The sequence below is a fragment of the Salinivibrio sp. AR640 genome, from assembly GCF_001995405.1.
Lineage (GTDB): Bacteria > Pseudomonadota > Gammaproteobacteria > Enterobacterales > Vibrionaceae > Salinivibrio > Salinivibrio costicola.
This window is the reverse complement of the sequence record NZ_MUFD01000035.1, coordinates 1-21,080: the sequence shown is the minus strand read 5'-3', so window position 1 is coordinate 21,080 and position 21,080 is coordinate 1. Positions and strand designations below refer to the sequence as shown.

The window sequence follows — 21,080 nt, the reverse complement described above, 5'->3', positions numbered from 1 at the left end:
CGCTAACATGATGTTTACATATAAATTGTCATGACAGTGTCAAGGTGTCAGCGTTGCGTGTTTTTTTGATCATAAAAAATAAAAATGAGGCATTACTCCAAAATTATGCATTTTTAATTAATGTCTAATTTTTCGTTATGTATGCTGGCGCACCGTCAGTGATTGCAGCACAACAGGTCATTGATGTTTGTAAGATGTTAACGCAGTCCAGCGTGGCAGGATCATTCCTGGCTGTGCTGCCATTTTGGTGAAGGTATCGAGGGTTCAAAGTGTCCAAAGAAGGAAGCGTTGCGCCAAAAGAGCGCATAAATATCAAGTACGTACCTGCAACGGGTGACCAGCAAGCGGAAGTAGAGCTGCCACTTAAAACCTTGGTTGTTGGTGATTTTAAAGGTCACACTGAAGATACGCCGGTTGAAGAGCGTGCGACAGTGTCAGTCGACAAAAACAATTTTGAAGACGTAATGCGTGAAAGTAATTTACATCTTTCCACCACTGTAAAAAATCAACTTACTGATGATAAAGACGCTGAACTGCCTGTTGAGCTGTCTTTTAAATCAATGAATGATTTTGCGCCTGACTCTGTTGCAGCTCAAGTTCCCGAGCTCAAAAAACTAATAGAGCTTCGTGAAGCCTTGGTTGCATTAAAAGGTCCTCTTGGCAATATTCCAGCATTCCGTGATCGCTTACAGGAGCTGCTTAACTCTGAAGAGTCCCGTGAGAAGTTGCTTGCTGAGCTAAGTATTGTCAGTAGCGATGATGACGCTCCGAAAGAGTAATTGATTCAAACCAGTAGTAACTTAAGCCTTAGGAAATAGAAACATGTCTACAAGTGAATCAGTCGTAGAGTCTCCTGAAGTCAAGGAAGGTGGCTTACTTGACGAGATAATGGCGCAAACGCGTATTGAGCCTAGCGAAGAAGGCTATGATGTCGCAAAGAAAGGTGTCGCCGCCTTCATCGAAAACCTCGTTGGCAACGATCAAACCCAAGAGCCTGTTAACAAAGCACTTGTTGATCAAATGCTTGTTGAGCTTGACAAAAAGATCAGTGCTCAAATGGACGAAATATTGCACGACACGTCTTTCCAAGAAATGGAATCGGCATGGCGTGGACTTAAATTATTTGTCGATCGGACGGATTTTCGCGAGAACAACAAAGTTGACATCTTGCATGTGACCAAAGATGAGTTGCTAGATGACTTTGAGTTTGCGCCTGAAACAACGCAATCAGGTCTCTATAAGCACGTCTACTCATCAGGTTACGGTCAATTCGGTGGTGAGCCAACGGGTGCCATTATTGGTAACTATGCCTTCACCCCATCTACGCCAGATATGAAGTTGCTTCAATACATGGGTGCGCTAGGTGCGATGGCCCATGCGCCATTCATCTCAAGTGTTGGACCTGAATTTTTTGGTATTGAGTCGTTCGAAGAGCTGCCAAACATTAAAGATGTCAAGTCCATCTTTGAAAGCCCTAAATATACCAAGTGGCGCTCAATTCGTGAATCTGAAGATGCACGCTATTTGGGTCTGACTGCACCGCGCTTCTTGTTGCGTGTTCCGTACGATCCAACCGAAAATCCGATCAAATCTTTCGTGTATCACGAGAACGTTAGCCAAGCTCATGAACACTACCTTTGGGGGAACACCGCATTTGCATTTGCAACGCGTCTAACGGATAGCTTTGCTAAATATCGTTGGTGTCCAAATATTATTGGGCCACAAAGCGGTGGTGCAGTAGAAGACCTTCCGGTTCATGTTTATGAATCGATGGGCGCACTACAATCTAAAATCCCGACGGAAGTGTTGATCACTGATCGCAAAGAATTTGAGCTTGCCGAAGAGGGATTTATTGGCTTGACCATGCGTAAAGGTAGCGACAACGCTGCTTTCTTCTCTGCCAACTCAATCCAAAAACCGAAGGTGTTCCCAAACACCAAAGAAGGTAAAGAAGCGGAAACCAATTATAAGCTCGGTACACAGCTACCTTACATGATGATTATTAATCGCTTGGCGCATTACATCAAAGTGCTACAACGAGAGCAAATTGGTTCTTGGAAAGAACGTCAAGATCTGGAGCGAGAGTTGAATACTTGGCTCAAACAATATGTCGCTGACCAAGAAAACCCACCAGCAGATGTACGTAGTCGTCGACCACTTCGCGCTGCCAAGATTGAAGTGACTGACGTTGAGGGTAACCCTGGCTGGTATCAGGTGTCTTTGGCCGTTCGTCCTCATTTCAAATATATGGGCGCGAACTTTGAACTGTCTCTTGTTGGTAGGCTTGATCAGTAATCATGGCATACGTTGCGCTAGAAGACAGTGCATTTGGTGTCGGCTTCTTGGAGCGTCTTGAAGCCGGCGCTAAACCTGTATCTGTCACTCAGGGGCCGAGTAGCCCAGACGTGGTGAGATCGATCAAACGCAATATTGCCAATGTGCTGAATACACGTATTGGCGGGGCGCAAAGCTCTCCTGAACTCGGCCTGATTGATTTCAACGATGCGACACTCGAAAGCTTAGACTTATCGCTCAGAGTGAAACTCGCGATCAAAGACTGTTTAGAGAGATATGAACCGCGGCTAACGAATATCCTGGTGACATCAGACTTTGATCCGCATTCACCGTTAATGTTGCGGTTCAATATTGTTGCTACCGTCAACAGTGAAGCGCTGCACGAGAAAGTTCAACTTAGCTTGTTTTTAGACCAGAACCGCCAATATCGGGTGTTGTAAATCGCATGACGAAAGACAAGTATTTTCGAGAAGAACTCGCGTTCTTGAAAGAGCAAGGTAAAGCTTTTACTGAACTGCATCCCCAACTGGCTCGCTTCTTACACGGTCGACACACCGATCCTGATGTAGAGCGGTTACTAGAGGGATTTGCGTTCTTAACGGGCAAGTTGCGCGAAAAAGTGGATGATGACTTTCCAGAGTTAACTCACTCAATCATTAATATGCTTTGGCCCAATTATTTACGGCCAGTCCCTAGCATGTGTATTGCGCAATTCAAACCAGAAGAAAGTCTCAGTGAAAAGCAAACTGTGGTGAAAGGGACTGAGCTTGATAGTAAGTCTGCCATGGAAACTCAGTGTCGCTTTCAAACTTGCCGTGACGTTGATCTTTACCCGCTTTCTTGCTCCAGCGTTCATGCTGAACATACGCGCGAGGCGACGACAATACAGCTACAGATGACGCTCAGTGGTGATATGTCGGTACGAGATGCCAACATTAATAAACTGCGCTTTTATATTGGCGGAGACAAATACAGCGCGCAAATGCTCTATCTGTGGTTGAGTCATCATCTAGAGAAGGTAACTGTGCATGTTGATGGAACAGCATTTTCGTTACCACGTGATGCGTTTTCATCTGTTGGATTTAACGCCGGCGATGCTTTATTGCCATATCCGCAAAATGTTTATGATGGTTATCGTGTGCTGCAGGAGTATTTGTCATTTCCAGAGGCGTTTCACTTTGTTGACATCGGGGGGTTAGATAAAGCCATACCGAGTAATGTATATGGACGGTTTACGGTGCAGCTGCATCTCTCTAAAACCTTGCCATCGGATGTCAGAGTCAGACCTGAGAGTTTTCAGCTTTACTGCACACCCATTATTAACTTATTCAATCATGATGCAGACCCTATTGATTTAACGGGGAAAAACACTGAGTACAAGGTGATCCCGTCGAGTAATAAACCGGCTCACTATGAAGTGTTTAGTATTGATAGTGTCACTGGGCGACAAGACAAGATTATTGATGGCCAGCCTATTCGCGGTCAAAAGCGGACTTATACGCCATTTGAAAGCTTCCAGCATGAAGTTGAGCGCGTGCGTAACCGCGAGACACTCTATTACCGAGCGCGTGTCAAAGACAGTATTCGTGGTGATGGATTCGATTCTTTTATCTCTTTCATTCGAGGGGACGAATCGACATCCGTGGACGTCGATGAAGCTGTTTCGATTAAGCTGACTTGTACGAATAGACAGTTACCTTTGGAGTTAGGCGTCGGTGATATATCGTGTCCAACGGATAGCTCACCACCATTTGCAGAATTCGAGAATATCACCATTCCAACTCAAGCACTCCGTCCTGTGCTAGATGGCAGTTTATTATGGATGTTGATTTCTAATTTATCGCTCAATTATTTGTCATTGTTATCCAAAGATGCACTTAGCTGTGTATTAACAGCGTATGATTTCCGTGCGCTTGTCGATCGTCAAGCAGAGCGAGTAGGTAAGAAGCGGCTAAACGCGATTGAAGACATTCAATCAAAGCCAATGGATAAGCTATTGAGAGGAATGCCTGTCCGTGGCTTACAGTCGACGATTTATCTTAATCAAGACGGGTTTGGTTCTGAAGGCGATTTATATTTATTTGGAACGGTACTCAGCCACTTTTTCTCGTTGTATGCGAGCATTAATTCTTTTCATGAGCTCACCGTCATCAACACAACGAATAATGAGAGCTATACATGGCAGACGAGAGTCGGGAAGCAACCACTCATTTAGAAGAAACAGAAATGAGTACCGCTGATCTCGTAAAAGATGCGCGAGTGTATAGCTTCTTCCAATTAGTTGAGCTTTTGCAAAAGCATAAAGGGCTTAACCCAGAGGAAGAAGAATGGGAACGCGAGTGCCAGTTAGTGTTTAGTGCAAATCCGAGTCTTGGGTTTGCTGCATCAGATATAGCATCGCTGGATCAAGTGAATGATCACACAGTGATGCTAACGAACTTTTTAGGACTTGCGGGCTCACAATCGCCACTGCCGGCATTCATTACAGAGCAACTGCTACATGAAGAGCCAGGAGGAATTAAAAGACCCTTCTTGGACTTTTTTAATAACCGATTGATCGCATTGGTCTATCGCATATGGCGCAAATACCGCTATTACGTCAGGTTTCAGCCAGGTGCGGAAGATCAGTTTTCGGCACAGTTATTCGCGCTTGTTGGGCTGGGTGATCCCCAGTTAAGAGGGGACACCCCGATAAACTGGTGCAAAATGTTGGCTTATGCCGGGACGTTAGCGGGGCGAAGCCGATCACCGACAGTGGTTGCTGGCATCATCGCGCACTGTTTTGATCTTGAACATGTAGAGATCCGCCAATGGGTAACGCGCAAGGTAAAGATTGCGAAAGAGCAACAGATGTCTCTTGGCTGTATGAATGGTCGCCTTGGTGAAGACACTGTGATTGGAGAGTCGGTTTTTGATTGCAATGGAAAGTTCGTTATTTGTATCAAAGATCTGACACGAGAGCGTTTTAATGATTTTTTACCGGTCGGTAAAGAGTATCAGCCTTTGTGTAAGTTAGTTGAATTTATTCTGCGTGAGCAGATGGCATTTGATTTGGAGTTGTCGATGACAGATGAAGAAACACCTGCTCTTCAGCTGGGGCAACACATAGCGCTGGGATGGACATCTTTCCTTGGCGAAGAGCTGCAAGATAAGCGTGTATTAATTCAGGTAAGGCAATAACGATGGTCTCACAACATCAAAACGGCATAACACTCGTAGTCGCAAACGCGCAAACCTTAGAATCTGGTTTGTCGGCACAGATTCGTTTTGTGGAATCTGGTGGCACCATTGGCGCATCGCCCGCCGTGCATTGGCGATTAAAAGATCGTTTAGGACGCGTACATGATTTGCATTGTGAGATCTTAATGGTGGATGGTGCTTTTTGTGTGCGTGATGAGTGTGGACAGACCTTTGTTAACGGTACCGATATGCCGCTTGGTAAAGGGCAATTAGCACGTTTAGCACATAAAGATGAAATGCAAATTGGCCCATATGAGATACGCGTGTTAACCGGAAAAAACGAAGAGGTTGACGCTGGACATATTGATACGCTTTTTGATTCTAACCACACAGATTTGTTAGCGAATGGTCATGAACCAGTCGATGACGAGCCCGAGCTTGAAGATGTATCAGCGCCTATTGATCCCTTGGCCGAGCTAGAGGCATCGACACATATCCAAGGATCAAACTGGTTATTGGATGGTGAACCAGCCGAGCAGATCAGTGAAACGGGTAATCTGATTTCAAAGAAAAACTTGGTTGAAAAGCAACCTTCGTTTACGCCTCAGGCCGACAGCGAAGATGTCATGTCTGCCTCTGTGCGATTGAAGCGTATTTTTGGATTCGGTCAGAAAAAAAACCAGGCCACCAGTAACAAGTCAGATCAACAAGTATTGGATGCACAGCCAGCGAATATGGCATCACATACTCCTTCCAAGCCGATAGAAAATGAGATGAAGCCAATGGACGAAAAAGAGCTAGGACTTCTCGAGCAAGAAGTGGCCAAGAGTTTGCAAAATGAATCATCGCCTACGCCGTCAAATAACCATGGTGGACACGGGCAACACTTATTAACGGGTCCAATGCTAGAAGGGCTTGGTGTTCGTATAACGAATGAACAAGATGTTCAACGGATGCATTTCCTGTCACAAGAAATGGGTCAATCGTTACAAGCGTGTTTAAAAGGCTTGCTAGCACTGCACGAACAAGCTGCAGAAGGACGATTTGGAACGATGAACCGTAATCTTCAACCTATTGAAGACAACCCGTTACGTCTTGGTCTTTCTTACCAAGATACGGTTCGCACTATGTATGACGCGGATAAAAGCTTAGTTCATTTGTCTGCGCCTGCAGCCATTGCTGAGAGCTTAAAAAATGTAAGAGATCATAATGAAGCAACGCAGGATGCGATTTCAGAAGCATTAGATCAAATATTAAACGCGTTTTCACCGGAAGTGCTGTTACGTCGTTTTCAACATTGTCGACGCAATACGGACGCACATGAAGATGGTGAGTCGGCTTGGGCGTGGGAAATGTATTGTAATTATTACAAAGAGCTTACATCTAACCGTCAACAAGGCTTCGCTAAACTCTTTTGGGAAATATTTGAGCAGGTCTATGACAAACGTATTCGCGAAAAACAACAGGAGGGCTAATCATGCTTAAAAAGTTAGGCGTGCTTTGCGCAATCATACTATTGACAGCCTGTAGTTCTTCAGATGAATACAAGCCTGAAGAACAACCCACGACTGCGACGTTTAGTTTAGTCAGTGACAGTGGTGTAAATCCGAATATAGCAGGAGACCCAGCACCTATCGAGGTACAAGTCTTTGAACTCGAAGATGATTCGATGTTCATGTCTGCGGGATTTGATCAATTGCGTACTGACTATGAAGGTGCATTGAGTAGTAACTTTATTAATAACTACGACTATGTTCTGACCCCAGGGCAATTCAAATTTGTCAATGCGTTTGAGATCGATGAAGACACAAATTATATCGGTGTGATGGCACATTTTGCCGAACCTAATCTCGGGGAATGGAAAAAAGCTGTCAAAGTGCTGAACAAAGGCCGCAAGTATCATTTGTTGATGCTATTTCAAGATTATGACGTGAAATTAGAAAAGGTAGAATAAAGGTAATGTTTGCACGTAATCGCGTGATATGGAGCGAAGGACTCTTTATTAAGCCTCAGCATTTCCAGCAGCATCAGCGCTACAGTGAGTATTTATTGGAAGAGCGGTTAACGTCCGTCAGTAAATATTTATATGGCATTGCTGAGCTGTCACTAAATCCGGAATACCTAGCGTTTGGACGTATTGCTATCGAGCGAGCAGTCGGTGTCATGCCAGATGGAACGGCGTTTCGTATCCCACAAGAAGACGTAATGCCTGAAGCGTTAGAAATCGAAGACGGATCGCTTTCAAATCAGTTGATTTACCTTGCTATACCGTTGCGCAGTGAATCGATTATGGAAGTGAACTGGCCTGATGAAAAAGGGTCAGGGCGCTATGAAAGCCGTCGTATCGATGTACGAGATGTACAGAGTGTGCAAGGTGACACAACCACGCTTGATGTATCACCGATTCAGTTGCAATTGATGCTAGAAAAAGAGGATCGCAGTGCCTATGCCTCTATTCCTATTGCACGGATTTCAGAAAAGCGACCTGACGGCAGTGTTGTCCTTGATGCTAATTTTATTCCGTGCCATTTCAATGTTGCTGGTAATGCGACCTTGCACCGTTTTATCAATGAAATGTCTGGTTTGATGCAAGAGCGCGCAAAAAATATCGCTCAACGTATTAGTTCTCCTTCTCAGGGCGGTGTGGCTGATGTCTCTGATTTTATGCTTTTACATTCGTTGAACCGTCTGTATCCGCAGATGAAGCACCTTGCTTCTTTAGGCAGTCTGCACCCAGAACGTTTGTATGAATGCTTGTCGTCAATTTGTGGCGAGCTAGCAACGTTCACGGATGAAAGCCGCCTGGCACCGTCAATGCCAGCTTATAACCATGATATGCCGGGTGATGCATTTTGGCCTGTTATCCGCTATTTGCGCCAGAGCCTCAGTGTGGTGCTGGAGCCTCGAGCCGTCTCTATTCAGCTAGATAAGCGCAACTACGGCCTGATGGTCGCGCCGGTTCAAGACCCGCAATTGATGGAGTCGGCAGAGTTTATCGTTGCAGTTAAAGCACGTATGCCATTGGATGAGTTACGGCGATTGTTCACTCAGCAAACCAAAGTCTCTTCGGTTGAGAAAATTCGCGAGCTTATTTCACTTCAACTGCCTGGTATTCCGCTGATTTCGCTACCTGTGGCGCCTCGCCAGTTGCCTTACCATGCCGGCTATACCTACTACCAATTGGACAAAGAGAGTGCGGCGTGGTCGATGCTCACGAACTCTAGTGGCTTTGCATTCCATGTCGCCGCCGCATTTGATGATCTTGATATTCAATTCTGGGCAATAAGAGATTGATTATGGCAGCCACTGACGAAAGTGTCTTTAAAGACCTCCTACATGATAACGTTGAAAAAATAGACAGTGACCAAGATTACTGGTTTCAACTACGTGGCCACAATGCTAATGCGTTGGTGGATGCGGCAACCCCTCTATTCGGGTTAGCGTTGCGAGTACGTTCATTATCCAGTTGCGAGAATATTGAGCAAATCTACCACCAAACGATCGAGGAAATAAAAGCGATCGAAATAGAGCTATCAGAGCAAGGTTATGAACATGCAATGCTGATGGCATATCGCTATATATTGTGTACGTTTCTTGATGAAGCGGTCATGGGTACCCCATGGGGAGCTAACACCTGCTGGGCTGAGCATTCAATGTTATCTCGTTTCCACAATGAAACATGGGGAGGTGAGAAAGTATTTACTGTTCTAGGTCGTTTGGAAAACGAGCCCGAGAGGTATCGACCATTACTCGTGTTTATTTATCACTGCTTGTGCTTGGGCTTTGAAGGGAAATATCGAGTGATTGATGAGGGGTATGCGCAGCGAGAAAAAGTCATTAAAAGGCTACATGACCAACTATTAGATGATGAAAAGCAACCCAAACAACTGAGTGAGGGGAGTGACCATGTTGTTAACACTCGGTATGCACTCAGCCGCCAGGTACCGCTTTGGTCTATTTTTGTCGGATTTCTCGTCTTGTGGGCGGGTATCTTCGCTGGCTATTCATACTTTTTACATGAAAAGTCTGAAAATGTACTCAGTCAACTGAATCAGTTGCTGTGACCCGAACAACATTATATTGATTAGAATTAGGTGTCCCTGTGATTCGAATTGAATTGTCCACGCTCATCGCTAAATTGAATGCGCCAAGCAAATTAGCGCTCGAGCAAGCCGCCTCATTATGTATTGAGCGTCATCATCCTGAAGTCTTAGTTGAGCACTTCCTAGAGATCTTGCTAGATAATCCTTTGTCTGACGTTCGACTCATTACCAAGCAAGCAAATATCGACACTGAGTCGCTTAAGCAAGCGCTCGCAGGTAATTACGAGCGAGATAACACGCTTGATACCTACCCAGCGTTCTCGCCGCTGTTGGTTGAAGTACTGCAAGAAGCATGGTTGCTATCAACCACAGAGCTAAACCAATCAGAATTGCGTTCGGGAAGCGTCTTTTTTGCGGTATTAAATCGCGCCGACCGCTACTTGTCGCGTTCGGCATCCAAGTTATTAGCAGGCATTAATCGCGAGAGCTTGAAAACGCATTTTGACGCTATTGTCGCGGACTCTGCTGAAACTGCCGTGGAAAGTGACCAGAAAAAAGGGCCAAAAGCGCCATCAATGGAAGGCAGCGAGTCACCGCTTTATAAGTATTGCTCCAACATCACCGCACAAGCCAAAAATAGTGAATTGGATCCAGTGCTTTGTCGCGAAGAAGAGCTCAACTTAATGGTTGATATTCTTTGTCGCCGTCGTAAAAACAACCCAATTGTTGTCGGTGATGCGGGAGTAGGCAAAAGCGCCATGGTGGAAGGGTTAGCCTTACGCATTGCGGCCGGTAATGTCCCAGAGCGCCTACAAAACGTTGAGCTATTCTGCCTTGATCTTGGTTTGCTTCAAGCGGGTGCTTCCGTCAAAGGTGAGTTTGAGAAGCGCTTGAAAGGTGTCATTGATGGCATTAAGAGCGCGCCGAACCCCATTATTCTGTTTATTGATGAGGCTCATACTCTCATTGGCTCAGGAAACCAGGAAGGGGGCAGTGATGCCGCCAATTTGCTCAAACCCGCCTTAGCGCGTGGCGAGCTGAGCACGATCGCCGCAACCACCTGGAAAGAATACAAAAAGTATTTCGAAAAAGATCCTGCTTTGACGCGTCGTTTTCAGTTGGTGAAGCTTGAAGAGCCTTCCGTAAACCAAGCCGTTGATATTATGCGAGGGCTTGGCAGTGTGTATGAAAAAGCCCATGGTGTATTGATTGCCGATGATGCCTTAAAAGCGGCGGCGGAACTGTCTGCTCGCTATTTATCTGGGCGTCAGCTGCCTGATAAAGCGATCGATGTACTCGACACAGCCTGTGCACGGATTGCCATTAACTTAACGACTCCTCCTAAACGTCTCGCGTTACTTGAAACACTCTGTCATCAACGCCAGCAAGAAATAGAGATGCTGAAGCGAGCCCAATATATTGGCCAAGCCGTTGATCAAGCTCGTTTAGATGAGCTTGAGACACAAGAGCAAGCGGACGAAGCTGAAAAGCATGCACTGCAAGCACGCTGGGGGGAGCAGCGTTTGTTGGTTGAGGAAATCATTGATCTACGCGCGACACTGTTAAATCCGCCACTATCAGCCGAACTTGATGAGGGTCAAGTTGATGAAGCGTCACAAGAGCAAGACCGTGAAGCGTTAGCAAAGACATTGGCTGACAAATACGATGCACTTAACGCTATTCCGCATGACCAGCGGTTGATGCATCCACACGTTGATGCTGAGCAGGTGGCAGAAGTGATTTCTGATTGGACAGGCGTGCCTATCGATCAAATGAACAGCGACGAGCTCTACAAAATCACAAACCTGACAAGGTTACTGGGAAATGCGATTAAAGGGCAAGACATTGCTATCGAACGCATACATCGGCACTTACTGACTGCGCGTGCGGATTTGCGGCGCTCTGGACGGCCCAAAGGCGCATTTTTACTTGTAGGACCAAGCGGCGTCGGTAAAACAGAAACCGTGGTGCAATTAGCCCAGCAACTCTATGGTGGTAAACAATTTTTAACCACGATCAACATGTCAGAGTACCAAGAAAAACACACGGTCTCACGTCTTATTGGTTCGCCCCCAGGTTATGTTGGATATGGCGAAGGCGGTGTATTGACCGAAGCAATACGCAAGATGCCATATTCTGTGGTGCTTCTTGACGAGGTTGAAAAAGCCCATCCAGAAGTGCTCAACATCTTCTATCAAGCTTTCGACAAAGGGGAGCTAGCGGACGGTGAAGGGCGCATGATTGACTGTCAGAACACCGTTTTTTTCTTGACGTCTAACTTGGGCTATCAAACGATTGTTGACTATGCACACGACAAAGCCAACATTGATGATGCGTTATATCCTGAGCTTGCCGCATTCTTTAAACCTGCCTTGCTGGCACGGATGGAGGTTGTGCCTTATGTCCCACTAGAACGTGACGTGTTGGCGGAGATCGTACGCGGCAAATTAGCGCACCTGGAAGCGACTTTTGCTCAGCGCTATGGCGCAACCGTTGATATTGACGACAGCCTAATTGACGAGATTTTGAAGCGCGCGACGCGGAGCGAAAATGGCGCTCGTATGCTTGAGGCGATTATTGAAGGACAGTTATTGCCACCCGTCTCACTCGAATTATTAAACAAGCTGGCCGACAAAGCGGCGATCACGCACGTTCGTCTACTGGCAGATAATGGCGAGTTTAAGGGTGAGGTAGAATAAGAATGCATAACTGGCTAGCTTATGTTACTGACTTAGCTCGGGAAAGGCGAACAACTGACTTGCAGTCTCGCTTTATCCAGATTTTGGTCAGCGAGCTCAAGCTGCGCAAAGGAATGCTGCTGGTCCCGAGTTGTGATGGCAGGCAGCTTGTCTGCCATTCCAGCGGGGAGTCTTGGTCTGTCACCGACTTTGACACGCCATTTGCACACGTGTTGCAAAATGCGACGACTAAGCATTTAGTGGCAGAAGACATTGTTTATTGGCAGTCGAATCGAGCCTTTTCAAAGGCTATTGGCGATCTTGGCTTATTTGAAGCCGTCTCTATTCGACCGTTAATTCGCCATGATAGACATGTAAAACTCTTGCTTTGTCTTATCGGCGATGACCAAACGCTATCTAGCCTTTGGAATGATGCGTCGTTTTTACAGGTATTGGATGTGTTTGAACATCAATGGTCACTGCTCAATGAAATGGAAGGAGAGGAAAGCAATCGTCGTGCGTTAAAAGCCTCTTTGACTGACATTGAAAAGCAAACACGGCAGCAAGAAAGAGCGGCGAGCCTATCCTCCACCCTGATTGGAGACAGTACTTTAATGAGAAGACTGCGTGAGCAAATTGCTAATGCGGCTTCCTCACAATTATCTGTACTGGTTCAAGGCGAGACAGGAAGTGGTAAAGAACTTGTCGCGCGTGCCGTGCATGATTTATCACCGCGTCGACACCAGCCATTTATTCCGATCAACTGTGCTGCTATTCCTGAACATTTGCTAGAAAGTGAGCTATTTGGTTATGAAAAGGGTGCATTCTCAGGTGCGAACATAGATAAAGAGGGCCTGATTGCTCAAGCAAATGGCGGAACACTGTTTCTTGATGAAATTGGTGATATGCCGATGAGTTTGCAAGCTAAATTACTGCGTGTGCTTGAATTAGGGACGTTTCGCCCCGTCGGAGGAAGTCGAGAGCGTCAATCTGACTTTCGGTTGGTGTCTGCGACACATGTGCACCTGCTGGACAATGTAAAAACAGGCTCTTTCCGTCAAGATCTATACTATCGTTTGCTCCAATATCCGATTCATGTGCCATCGCTTGCTCAGCGCAAAGAAGATGTGCGTCAGCTGAGTTATCACTTTCTTGATAGGTTCAATCATCAACACGGCACCCGTGTAGGAGAGCTGCAGCCTGACGCGCTCGATATGCTCTTGAGTTATAGCTTTCCAGGTAATGTACGAGAATTAAAACACCTTATTGAATACGCATGTGCTCAAACGCCTGATCGTGAATCTATCAGCATTGCGACCTTTAGTGGGCGTATCAGTAACGGGCAACCTGTATCAGGCTCCTCAAACGTTCAGTCGATGCCTATAGGCTATACCAATGGCGCGTCGACGGCTGATAGCGTGTTAAATATTGATGCAGCTTCCATCGCCGATCTAAAACAAGCGTTGCACGACTTTGAGCAACGGATCATCACTGATCGCTTGTCTCAATTTGATGGCGATAAAAGCAAAGCTGCCGATAGTTTGGGCATTCCTCGTCGAACCCTAACCTATAAGTGCCGAAAACTAGAGATAAAAGCCCCATGAATAACCCAAACTATTGTGCACTAGCCGGGGTCATGCTGGTGTCAATCTTGGCACCGTCCACGGTGACTGGCGCACCTGCTTCCGCTCAAAAGCAAGTTGAGCAAGCCAAACAATGCCGCGCGGTGACGTCACGATTAGATCGCCTCGCCTGCTTTGATCGAGTATTTAATACCCAAGTTTCATCGTCTGAACCTGCAGATAATCACTTAGAAATGCCGTTACAGTGGCGTAGAGCAACACAAGCGGCACAAGACAGTGCGCCAAAAACATGGTCATTGAATCAAAAGGGTGAGGGACGAGGAAGTAGCGCATGGATTACGTTACAGGCGAGTAACATTAACACCGCTTTTCGAGGCAGCGAACAGCCGTTATTGATGCTTAGCTGTATCGATAACTTAAGCCGAGTGGAGTTGATGCTACCGGAGCCGATTGATGATGGTCGGGTCAAACTAACGTTCCCAAATACTCAGACCCAGTATTGGCGAAATGATGACTCAGGTGTTGTGCTCTCGTCCTCTCGTGGTCTACCTGCAATCCGTCTAATGAAGACATTAGCGCAGGATGAACGCTTAACCATTCGCTCTAATTCTCAGTACGTTGATGGGCTGACATTTGATACCCAGCCATTAAGTAATGCACTGGGCGCTCTTCGTTCTCGTTGTGGTTGGTAAATATGGAACTGAAAGAATATAAACGCAGCATTTCACAGCCAATCCCGGGAAATAGCGCAGTCGGTGAGCGTTTAGTCGATGATCCTTTGTTTGATTTCGTTGAAGATCAGATGATGAAAGTTGGCTCTCTCTCCCATGCTGATGTTCAGTGGGACGAGGTGGAGCACAGCGTTGTTAAGTTGTTAGCAGAAAAGAGCAAAGACATTAAATTGCTGACTTACCTGCTGCAGTGTCTACATCACCAAGCGTCTCCGGCTCGCTTTATCCTCTCGTTTGAGTTGATGGCATCATTTATGTCTCAGTATTGGGAAGACAGCTTCCCAGCACCGGGTAAGCGTGGGAATCTGCCTCGTCGAAAGTTCTTCAGTCAAATGGCACAGCGATTTTCGATGTCGATAGATAAAACGGACTTTGGCCAGTTTGATGCGCAAGATCGTGAGTCATTGACGAAGGCGATCGCGGAATGGGAAAAGGCAGTTGAAGAGAAAGGCCTGACCAATGACGTCGTCAGTAGTGTCGTCGTGAATGTGCGAGCCGAACTGCGAAAGGCGGAAGAGCGTCAGCGTGCTAACCAAACCGCGAAAGAAACACCGCAAGCCTCGGCGCGAACCGCAACGACAACAGCGACATCCTCTGGCTTAGATGTTGATCACTCCAGCGACAAAGCAACCAAGCAAACGTTACTAAAAGTCGCCTCTTTTCTAGCGGAACAAGATGATGGTATGGCACTCGCGATCCGCCTTCGTCGCTATGCGGTTTGGTACAGCATTACCGCCTTACCCGATCATAAAACCGGCGGCGAGACGCAATTGCGAGGGATGCAACAAGATCGAGTGAAAGACTATCAAGATAAAATGCGGCACCCCGATTTGGCATTATGGCGGCAAGTTGAGCAAAGCCTCACTATGGCACCTTACTGGTTTGAAGGGCACTTAATGAGTTACTCCATTGCTAAAAAATTGGGTCACCAAAGTTGGTGTGACGCGATTCAGTCAGAAGTCAGTCAGTTTCTAGAGCGGCTTCCTGGGCTGGCAGAGCTGAAGTTCAAGGGTGGAGAGCCGTTTGTGTCTGATGCGGTTAAAGATTGGCTAGCTCATGGCAGTACGGGACAAGCAAGTGGAAAGACCGTAAACGGTGACTGGCAAGAAAAGAGAAAAGAAGCGCTGTCGTTGGCCAAAGAGGGAGGTATTGCGGTAGCACTCTCCATGCTAAACGATGGGCTACAAGCGGCACGAGAACCACGCGATCATTTCTATTGGCGAATGATATCGGCCGATCTCATGCGAGCGAATCAACTTAACAGTATGGCTCAAGAGCAGTATCAAACGCTAAATCAAGAAATTAAAACCATGAGCGTCATCGACTGGGAACCCAGCTTGGTGGAACAACTTGAACGCAGTACAACGTCAGAGTGATTAAGGGCGAAAATTCATGTGGAAAAACATTTTTAAAATAGCGAAAAAGCTTAAGCCTGGCATGGTCGCAGCCTTTCCTATTTTATTAGCAGCGATTTTTATTCTTATTAATGTCGCCATTTGGTGGGCAGGCCCTTGGTTGACGATGGGCGAGAAAAAACCATTAGCATCCGTGATGGCACGCGCTGTTTGTAGTGGTTTTATAACGCTTGGCGCTTTAGCGATTTGGGGCGTATGGCAATGGCGAAAGCTACAAAGCTTCCAAGCAGAGCAAGCGCACACTGAACGATTGCGTGAAGACCCCATTCAGATATACGAAGAGCGCCAAGAGAAAGAGCTGAATCAGGTTGTTGCAAATATGAAGCAAAACTTGAACAAGCGGAATCATCTCTATGCACTCCCTTGGTATCTTGTTCTCGGGCTTGAAAATGCGGGGAAAACTAGCCTAATTAATCGTTCGGGGCAGAACTTTGTTTTCTCTTCAGTTATGCGCGCATCGGGCAAAAAGAGTGAGAATCCATACTCATTTGACTGGTGGATCGGTGACGAATCGGTTGTTATCGACCCAGATGGTGAGTTGCTGACACAAGGACATAAGGACGAAAATAATGATGGTGAGCTTGAGCGTCGTTTGTGGTCGCACTTTGTTCAGTGGCTGGAGCAGACCCGTAGCCGCCGTCCGCTGAATGGGATTGTATTAACCCTTGATGCGTCACACCTTGCCACGGCCACGGCATCAGAACGCAAGGCGTATGCCAACCTATTACGTGCCAGGTTGCGGGAGTTGATGGAGACGCTATCGACACGGCTTCCTGTTTATATTGCACTAACAAAACTCGACTTGTTGTATGGCTTCGAACCGTTTTTTAAACATTATTCTAAGCAGCAACGCGATGAGGTGCTTGGTTTCACTTTTTCTTTAAACTCTGTGGATGATTTGGACTCATGGCTTAAAGAGTTTGATGAACACTATTCTGCATTTATTGATCGCATTAATGCGATAGTTCCGCATGCACTGGCCGCTCCGATTGATTTTGAGGATCGTAAAGCGATTTATAGCTTCTCGCGTCAGATCGCTGGGCTGAAAGATATTCTTGCTACTTTTTTCAATGAAGCACTGGCGAGTGATCAATTCTCTACTTCGGCGCTGGTTAGAGGCGCGTATTTTACCTCTGTCTATCAGCAAGGGGTACCAACGAACGCATTCGATGATGCAGCCTCTCGTCGTTATGGATTGTCACATGCGGTCAATCATGCTCAAAAGGCCAAGAATTCAACGATTTTTTTCACGCAAAAACTATTTAGCAATATTATCTATCCCGAAGCGGGACTCGCGTCAGATAACTTCCGCGTGGCAAAACATAAACGGCGCCTGATGGGAATGTCTGTATTGGCATGCTCTATCGCCACTGTCTTATTAGTGGGGACGTGGCATCGCTATTATCTGGCCAACGTCGCACATGCAGATGCGGTATTGACAAAAGTTGATCAATATAAAACCCAGTTCTCAAACAGTGCTGCCGGTGCATCGCAACGTGAGGTGCTCAAACCGCTCAACCAGATCCGTCAAGCGACGCTGGAATTTGGCTTTTTCCGCGAAAAGCCTAAATATGTCTTTGACTTTGGTCTATATCAGGGTCATGTGATTGGACCTAAAGTCGAACAAACGTACCTCAACCTATTAAAAAGTCGATTCTTGCCTCTTTTGATGGCGGATACGGTTGTTGATCTTAATCAGGCAACAACAGATCAAGAGCAGCTGGTGGCGTTACGTGTTTATCGGATGATGGTGGATAAAAGCGGCCGCTATCATGACTATGTGATGGATTATTTTAGTCAACGATGGCAACAAGAATTTGCCGGGCAAAAGGTCATTCAAGAACGTTTACTCGGCCATTTGGATTATGCCATGCGGCATACGGATTTGACGGCTGCACGTCGTCAAGGTGACGACGTGGCAGAGCGTGTGATGCGGCCCTATGATATGACCATTGCACGTGCTCAAGCCGATTTGCGGACAATGCCGACCGACCAACGTGTATATCGGAACTTGAAGCTAGACGCAGAGACCGTTCTGGGCTCGGGAATGAACCTGCGGAACGCGGTAGGTCCTGTCTTTGATGTTGTTTTTGATGAGCGAGAAGTCGATAGCGAAAACTTACATATTCCGCAAATGCTGACCAAAACTGGCTTTGAAGATTACTTTGTGCCGAAGCTCCAGTCAGTTTCTGACTTGGCGTTGATTGATAGCTGGGTATTAGGTGAAGCAGAAACGGCGCAGTTTAGTGACGCGGATAAAAGGGCACTTAGAAACAAAATACGTGATTTGTATGTTGCTGATTATACAAATACGTGGCGTACAGCGCTGAACGAAATTGATGTGAAGTTTTTCAGTGATATTAACGATGCCGTAACGGTTCTGGATAATTTTACTGGACACGTAGGACCGTTGCAGCGTTTATTACGCACCCTCGAAACCAATACCCAGCTTGCATCAGGCCTCGGTTTGGATGAAGACGCTCAAGAAGCGATCTCAGAAAATCCAAAATATGAGGTGGCGTCACAAATACAGGCACCATTTTCAGATTTGAACAGTCTTGTTAAAGCGGTGAATGACAAACCGGCCTACCTGAGTGAAGTGTTGGCGTCGGTACAGGAGCTAAAAAGCTACCTTAAATCTATCCAAGATGCGCCTGACATAGGTACAGCGGCACTGGATGCGACCAAAGCACGTGTTAAGTTGGTGAATACCGACCCCATTTATACACTTAAACGGATTGCTACCGGTTTACCTGAGCCGCTTGATGGTATGGTTGATAAACTCGCCGATGAAAGCTGGCATGTCGTTAAACAAGCGGCCATCAAACACCTTGAAGTCCGTTGGTATCAAGATGTCTATCGCCCTTATCAACAAAAGTTGGCGAACCGATATCCGTTTAATCCGAATGCCAGTAAAGATGCATCACTTAGCGACTTTGAAAGCTTCTTTGCGCCGGAAGGAACCCTGGATAATTTCTACAATAGTCAGCTGAAAATGTTTATAGATGAAAACATATCAGTTGGGGATAAAGGGACAAATGGGTCGTTAATTCGCCCAGACTTGTTAGCACAGATCCAAAAAGCACAAAAAATTCGAGAAGCTTTCTTTAATCGTAAAGGTATCTTGGATGTGAGCTTCTCTGTTGAGCCCTTGCGTTTAAGCAGCAATAAACGACGCAGTGTTTTGAATGTTGATGGCCAGTATGTGACCTACAGCCATGGGCCTAGAGACAGTATTGAGCTCATTTGGCCAAACACGCTTCGTGACTCGGCTACCTCAAAACTGACATTGGTGCCCACGAAAACCAACCTGTCACCACGTAGTGTCGTGATTCGCGGTCCATGGGCGTTGTTCCGTCTCCTTGATCAAGGTGCAGTGGTCTCGGCTAGCACTACCTCGGTTGACTATCAATTCAATGTTGATGGCGGTGGAATGATCTACCGTGTTAATGCTCAGGCTGCCACTAATCCATTCACGCAGCGCTTGTTCAAATCGTTCAAGCTCTCACGCAATCTCTACTAACTGATCATGGGGCGAGTGCACTCGCCCCTGCTTTATCAGGAATGCTAAATGTCTTTTATACTCTCGATTGATAATCAGCCTTTTCGTATTATCCAAGATGTTCAACCCTTGCGTGATGACGAGCGTTATCAAGCAATTAGAGACCAAATCAATAAACGACACTCGCCATTATCCGGGGGGACCGATTGGCAATTTGTAAAAGATAACTGTCAAGCACTCGCCAGTGAGCAGGGTATTGATTTACTGCTCAGTGGCTACTACACCGTCGCGGCGTTAAAAATTGGCGGCCTAGCAGGATTGGCAAACGGGTTGGAATTGATCCTTGCTTGTTTGAATAACGAAGACGCGGTCTCTGAAAAGCGTGCCCGCGCGCGTAAAGAGGCGCTGGAGTGGGTGAATGCTCGAGTACAAGGAGAGCTAAACCAGATTAAGCCAGACCAACAAGCATTACGCGAGTTGTACCGTTGTGAAAAGCTCTGCGACACCCTATATCATGTGCTCGAACAGCAGCAACCCAAGTATGTGGTTGACTATGAGGGGATCGCGTATGTGTTGTTTGAACATATCGACCGAATAGAAACACGATTTCATAGTGCACTAAAACAGCAACAACGCGATGAAAACGTTAACCCAACCATTAGTATAAGGGTAAGCCGTATTCGCACTCTATTGGCCGGTGTCGTAGGGGCCTGTTTAACCGCGTTCATATGGCTGGGTTACCCATATATCTCTTACTTTCAAACCCCCTTTCAAGTTGATGCGCCGGCGCCGAGCTTAAATCATGCTGACGCCACGGCGGCTTTTGCAAAAACGCATCAGCCAAGCACATTAGCGCGCTGGGAATCACAATTCGTCCCGTTATACGCGCAATCGACAACTCAAGAATTGGAGCAGTCGATTGAATCGAGCAAAGTACTGGCCAAGGCGCATCTTAATGCACTGGCCACACTCTATGCCGACAATAAACAAACTCGAGAATTATTGACGCGTTATGACATGGAGCGCAAAGAGGCACTGGGAAATACCGCTAAATACATCGATAAGTTTCGCGCGGTTCGAACCAAGATGGCGAATATGGCTCTACTTGCAGAGCAAAACCGCTGGTGGGCGTTGCAAAAGCAAACTCGATCTTTGGAAGATTTCGCCATCAGCTTATCGCCTATTTATGGACGAGCCGATTATGTCGAAACACTTGTGGAACAGGGTGATATCGATAAAGCCAACGCCGAGCTAGCCGTACTTACCGAACGCTTAAACCACCTAAGTTGGAAAGTCGCCCAGCTTCAAGAAAAAATTAATGTCCATCAAGCTACCCGGTAGCCTTATGCTGAGCAACTTTTTGCTTGGCTTGGCAAGAAGTTGCTTGGCACGTGCAAAAAATTGGTCAGGAATATTCTAATATACTGATTTATAATGGTAAAAAACTTGGCATGTATTTCGCAGGATAAGAGAGCGAACAGGCACACCGCCACGGTGGCGATGTGTCTTCCATGACATACAAAGGAGCGATTATGCCAACGCCATGTTATATCTCGATTGAAGGCGAAACTCAGGGTTTGATTACTGCCGGTGCCTGCACCGCGGATTCTATCGGTGATTCTTTTGTCGAAGGCCACGAAGACGAAATGCTGG

15 protein-coding genes and 1 pseudogene are annotated in these 21,080 nt (G+C 46.4%); all 16 read left to right on the top strand.

Features of this window, described 5'->3' with window-relative positions; genetic code table 11:
- The first annotated feature begins 269 nt into the window (after window positions 1-269).
- Window positions 270-779, top strand: a complete 510-nt coding sequence (gene tssB, locus BZG75_RS14050) for a type VI secretion system contractile sheath small subunit (protein ID WP_077461344.1) — start codon at window positions 270-272, stop codon at window positions 777-779.
- Between the two features lie 43 nt (window positions 780-822).
- Window positions 823-2,295 (top strand): type VI secretion system contractile sheath large subunit, encoded by a 1,473-nt coding sequence (gene tssC / locus BZG75_RS14045; RefSeq protein ID WP_077461343.1) that lies wholly within the window; start codon window positions 823-825, stop codon window positions 2,293-2,295.
- A 2-nt stretch (window positions 2,296-2,297) separates the two neighbouring features.
- Window positions 2,298-2,735 (top strand): type VI secretion system baseplate subunit TssE, encoded by a 438-nt coding sequence (tssE, locus tag BZG75_RS14040; protein ID WP_025740375.1) that lies wholly within the window; start codon window positions 2,298-2,300, stop codon window positions 2,733-2,735.
- A 5-nt stretch (window positions 2,736-2,740) separates the two neighbouring features.
- The gene (tssF, locus tag BZG75_RS14035) at window positions 2,741-4,510 is read left to right on the top strand and encodes a type VI secretion system baseplate subunit TssF (protein WP_077577319.1); all 1,770 of its coding nucleotides are present in this window, start codon (window positions 2,741-2,743) and stop codon (window positions 4,508-4,510) included.
- An 11-nt stretch (window positions 4,511-4,521) separates the two neighbouring features.
- On the top strand, window positions 4,522-5,475 hold the full coding sequence (tssG, locus tag BZG75_RS14030; protein ID WP_236719535.1) for a type VI secretion system baseplate subunit TssG: 954 nt from the start codon (window positions 4,522-4,524) through the stop codon (window positions 5,473-5,475).
- Between the two features lie 2 nt (window positions 5,476-5,477).
- Window positions 5,478-6,950 carry a type VI secretion system-associated FHA domain protein TagH gene (tagH, locus tag BZG75_RS14025; RefSeq protein ID WP_077577318.1) on the top strand — a complete coding sequence of 491 codons (1,473 nt, stop codon included), beginning with the start codon at window positions 5,478-5,480 and terminating at the stop codon, window positions 6,948-6,950.
- A gap of 2 nt (window positions 6,951-6,952) precedes the next feature.
- Window positions 6,953-7,429 carry a type VI secretion system lipoprotein TssJ gene (gene tssJ, locus BZG75_RS14020; protein WP_077461339.1) on the top strand — a complete coding sequence of 159 codons (477 nt, stop codon included), beginning with the start codon at window positions 6,953-6,955 and terminating at the stop codon, window positions 7,427-7,429.
- A 5-nt stretch (window positions 7,430-7,434) separates the two neighbouring features.
- Window positions 7,435-8,769 carry a type VI secretion system baseplate subunit TssK gene (gene tssK, locus BZG75_RS14015; RefSeq protein WP_077577317.1) on the top strand — a complete coding sequence of 445 codons (1,335 nt, stop codon included), beginning with the start codon at window positions 7,435-7,437 and terminating at the stop codon, window positions 8,767-8,769.
- 2 nt (window positions 8,770-8,771) lie between these two features.
- The gene (icmH, locus tag BZG75_RS14010; RefSeq protein ID WP_077577316.1) at window positions 8,772-9,539 is read left to right on the top strand and encodes a type IVB secretion system protein IcmH/DotU; all 768 of its coding nucleotides are present in this window, start codon (window positions 8,772-8,774) and stop codon (window positions 9,537-9,539) included.
- 38 nt (window positions 9,540-9,577) lie between these two features.
- A complete protein-coding gene (gene tssH / locus BZG75_RS14005; RefSeq protein WP_077577315.1) occupies window positions 9,578-12,217 on the top strand; it encodes a type VI secretion system ATPase TssH in 2,640 nt (879 codons plus the stop codon).
- 2 nt (window positions 12,218-12,219) lie between these two features.
- Entirely contained in the window at window positions 12,220-13,800 is a 1,581-nt protein-coding gene (locus BZG75_RS14000; protein WP_077461335.1) for a sigma-54 interaction domain-containing protein, read from the top strand.
- On the top strand, window positions 13,797-14,471 hold the full coding sequence (vasI, locus tag BZG75_RS13995) for a type VI secretion system-associated protein VasI (RefSeq protein WP_241827400.1): 675 nt from the start codon (window positions 13,797-13,799) through the stop codon (window positions 14,469-14,471). Before BZG75_RS14000 ends, vasI begins: the two co-directional genes overlap by 4 nt.
- Window positions 14,472-14,473: 2 nt before the next feature.
- Complete coding sequence (tssA, locus tag BZG75_RS13990) at window positions 14,474-15,886, top strand: type VI secretion system protein TssA (protein ID WP_077577314.1); 1,413 nt, start codon at window positions 14,474-14,476, stop codon at window positions 15,884-15,886.
- A 61-nt stretch (window positions 15,887-15,947) separates the two neighbouring features.
- On the top strand, window positions 15,948-19,448 hold the full coding sequence (gene tssM / locus BZG75_RS13985) for a type VI secretion system membrane subunit TssM (RefSeq protein ID WP_199878902.1): 3,501 nt from the start codon (window positions 15,948-15,950) through the stop codon (window positions 19,446-19,448).
- 48 nt (window positions 19,449-19,496) lie between these two features.
- Window positions 19,497-20,768 carry a type VI secretion system ImpA family N-terminal domain-containing protein gene (locus tag BZG75_RS13980; RefSeq protein WP_077577312.1) on the top strand — a complete coding sequence of 424 codons (1,272 nt, stop codon included), beginning with the start codon at window positions 19,497-19,499 and terminating at the stop codon, window positions 20,766-20,768.
- Window positions 20,769-20,959: 191 nt separating this feature from the next.
- Window positions 20,960-21,080, top strand: a pseudogene (locus BZG75_RS13975) (type VI secretion system tube protein Hcp); the annotation flags it as partial.

Coding starts and splice junctions, on each gene's coding strand:
- tssM (WP_199878902.1), top strand. CDS start 15,948: ATGGTCGCAGCCTTTCCTATTTTATTAGCAGCGATTTTTATTCTTATT.
- tagH (WP_077577318.1), top strand. CDS start 5,478: ATGGTCTCACAACATCAAAACGGCATAACACTCGTAGTCGCAAACGCG.
- BZG75_RS14000 (WP_077461335.1), top strand. CDS start 12,220: ATGCATAACTGGCTAGCTTATGTTACTGACTTAGCTCGGGAAAGGCGA.
- tssA (WP_077577314.1), top strand. CDS start 14,474: ATGGAACTGAAAGAATATAAACGCAGCATTTCACAGCCAATCCCGGGA.
- tssK (WP_077577317.1), top strand. CDS start 7,435: ATGTTTGCACGTAATCGCGTGATATGGAGCGAAGGACTCTTTATTAAG.
- tssE (WP_025740375.1), top strand. CDS start 2,298: ATGGCATACGTTGCGCTAGAAGACAGTGCATTTGGTGTCGGCTTCTTG.
- tssC (WP_077461343.1), top strand. CDS start 823: ATGTCTACAAGTGAATCAGTCGTAGAGTCTCCTGAAGTCAAGGAAGGT.
- icmH (WP_077577316.1), top strand. CDS start 8,772: ATGGCAGCCACTGACGAAAGTGTCTTTAAAGACCTCCTACATGATAAC.
- tssJ (WP_077461339.1), top strand. CDS start 6,953: ATGCTTAAAAAGTTAGGCGTGCTTTGCGCAATCATACTATTGACAGCC.
- BZG75_RS13980 (WP_077577312.1), top strand. CDS start 19,497: ATGTCTTTTATACTCTCGATTGATAATCAGCCTTTTCGTATTATCCAA.
- vasI (WP_241827400.1), top strand. CDS start 13,797: ATGAATAACCCAAACTATTGTGCACTAGCCGGGGTCATGCTGGTGTCA.
- tssF (WP_077577319.1), top strand. CDS start 2,741: ATGACGAAAGACAAGTATTTTCGAGAAGAACTCGCGTTCTTGAAAGAG.
- tssG (WP_236719535.1), top strand. CDS start 4,522: ATGAGTACCGCTGATCTCGTAAAAGATGCGCGAGTGTATAGCTTCTTC.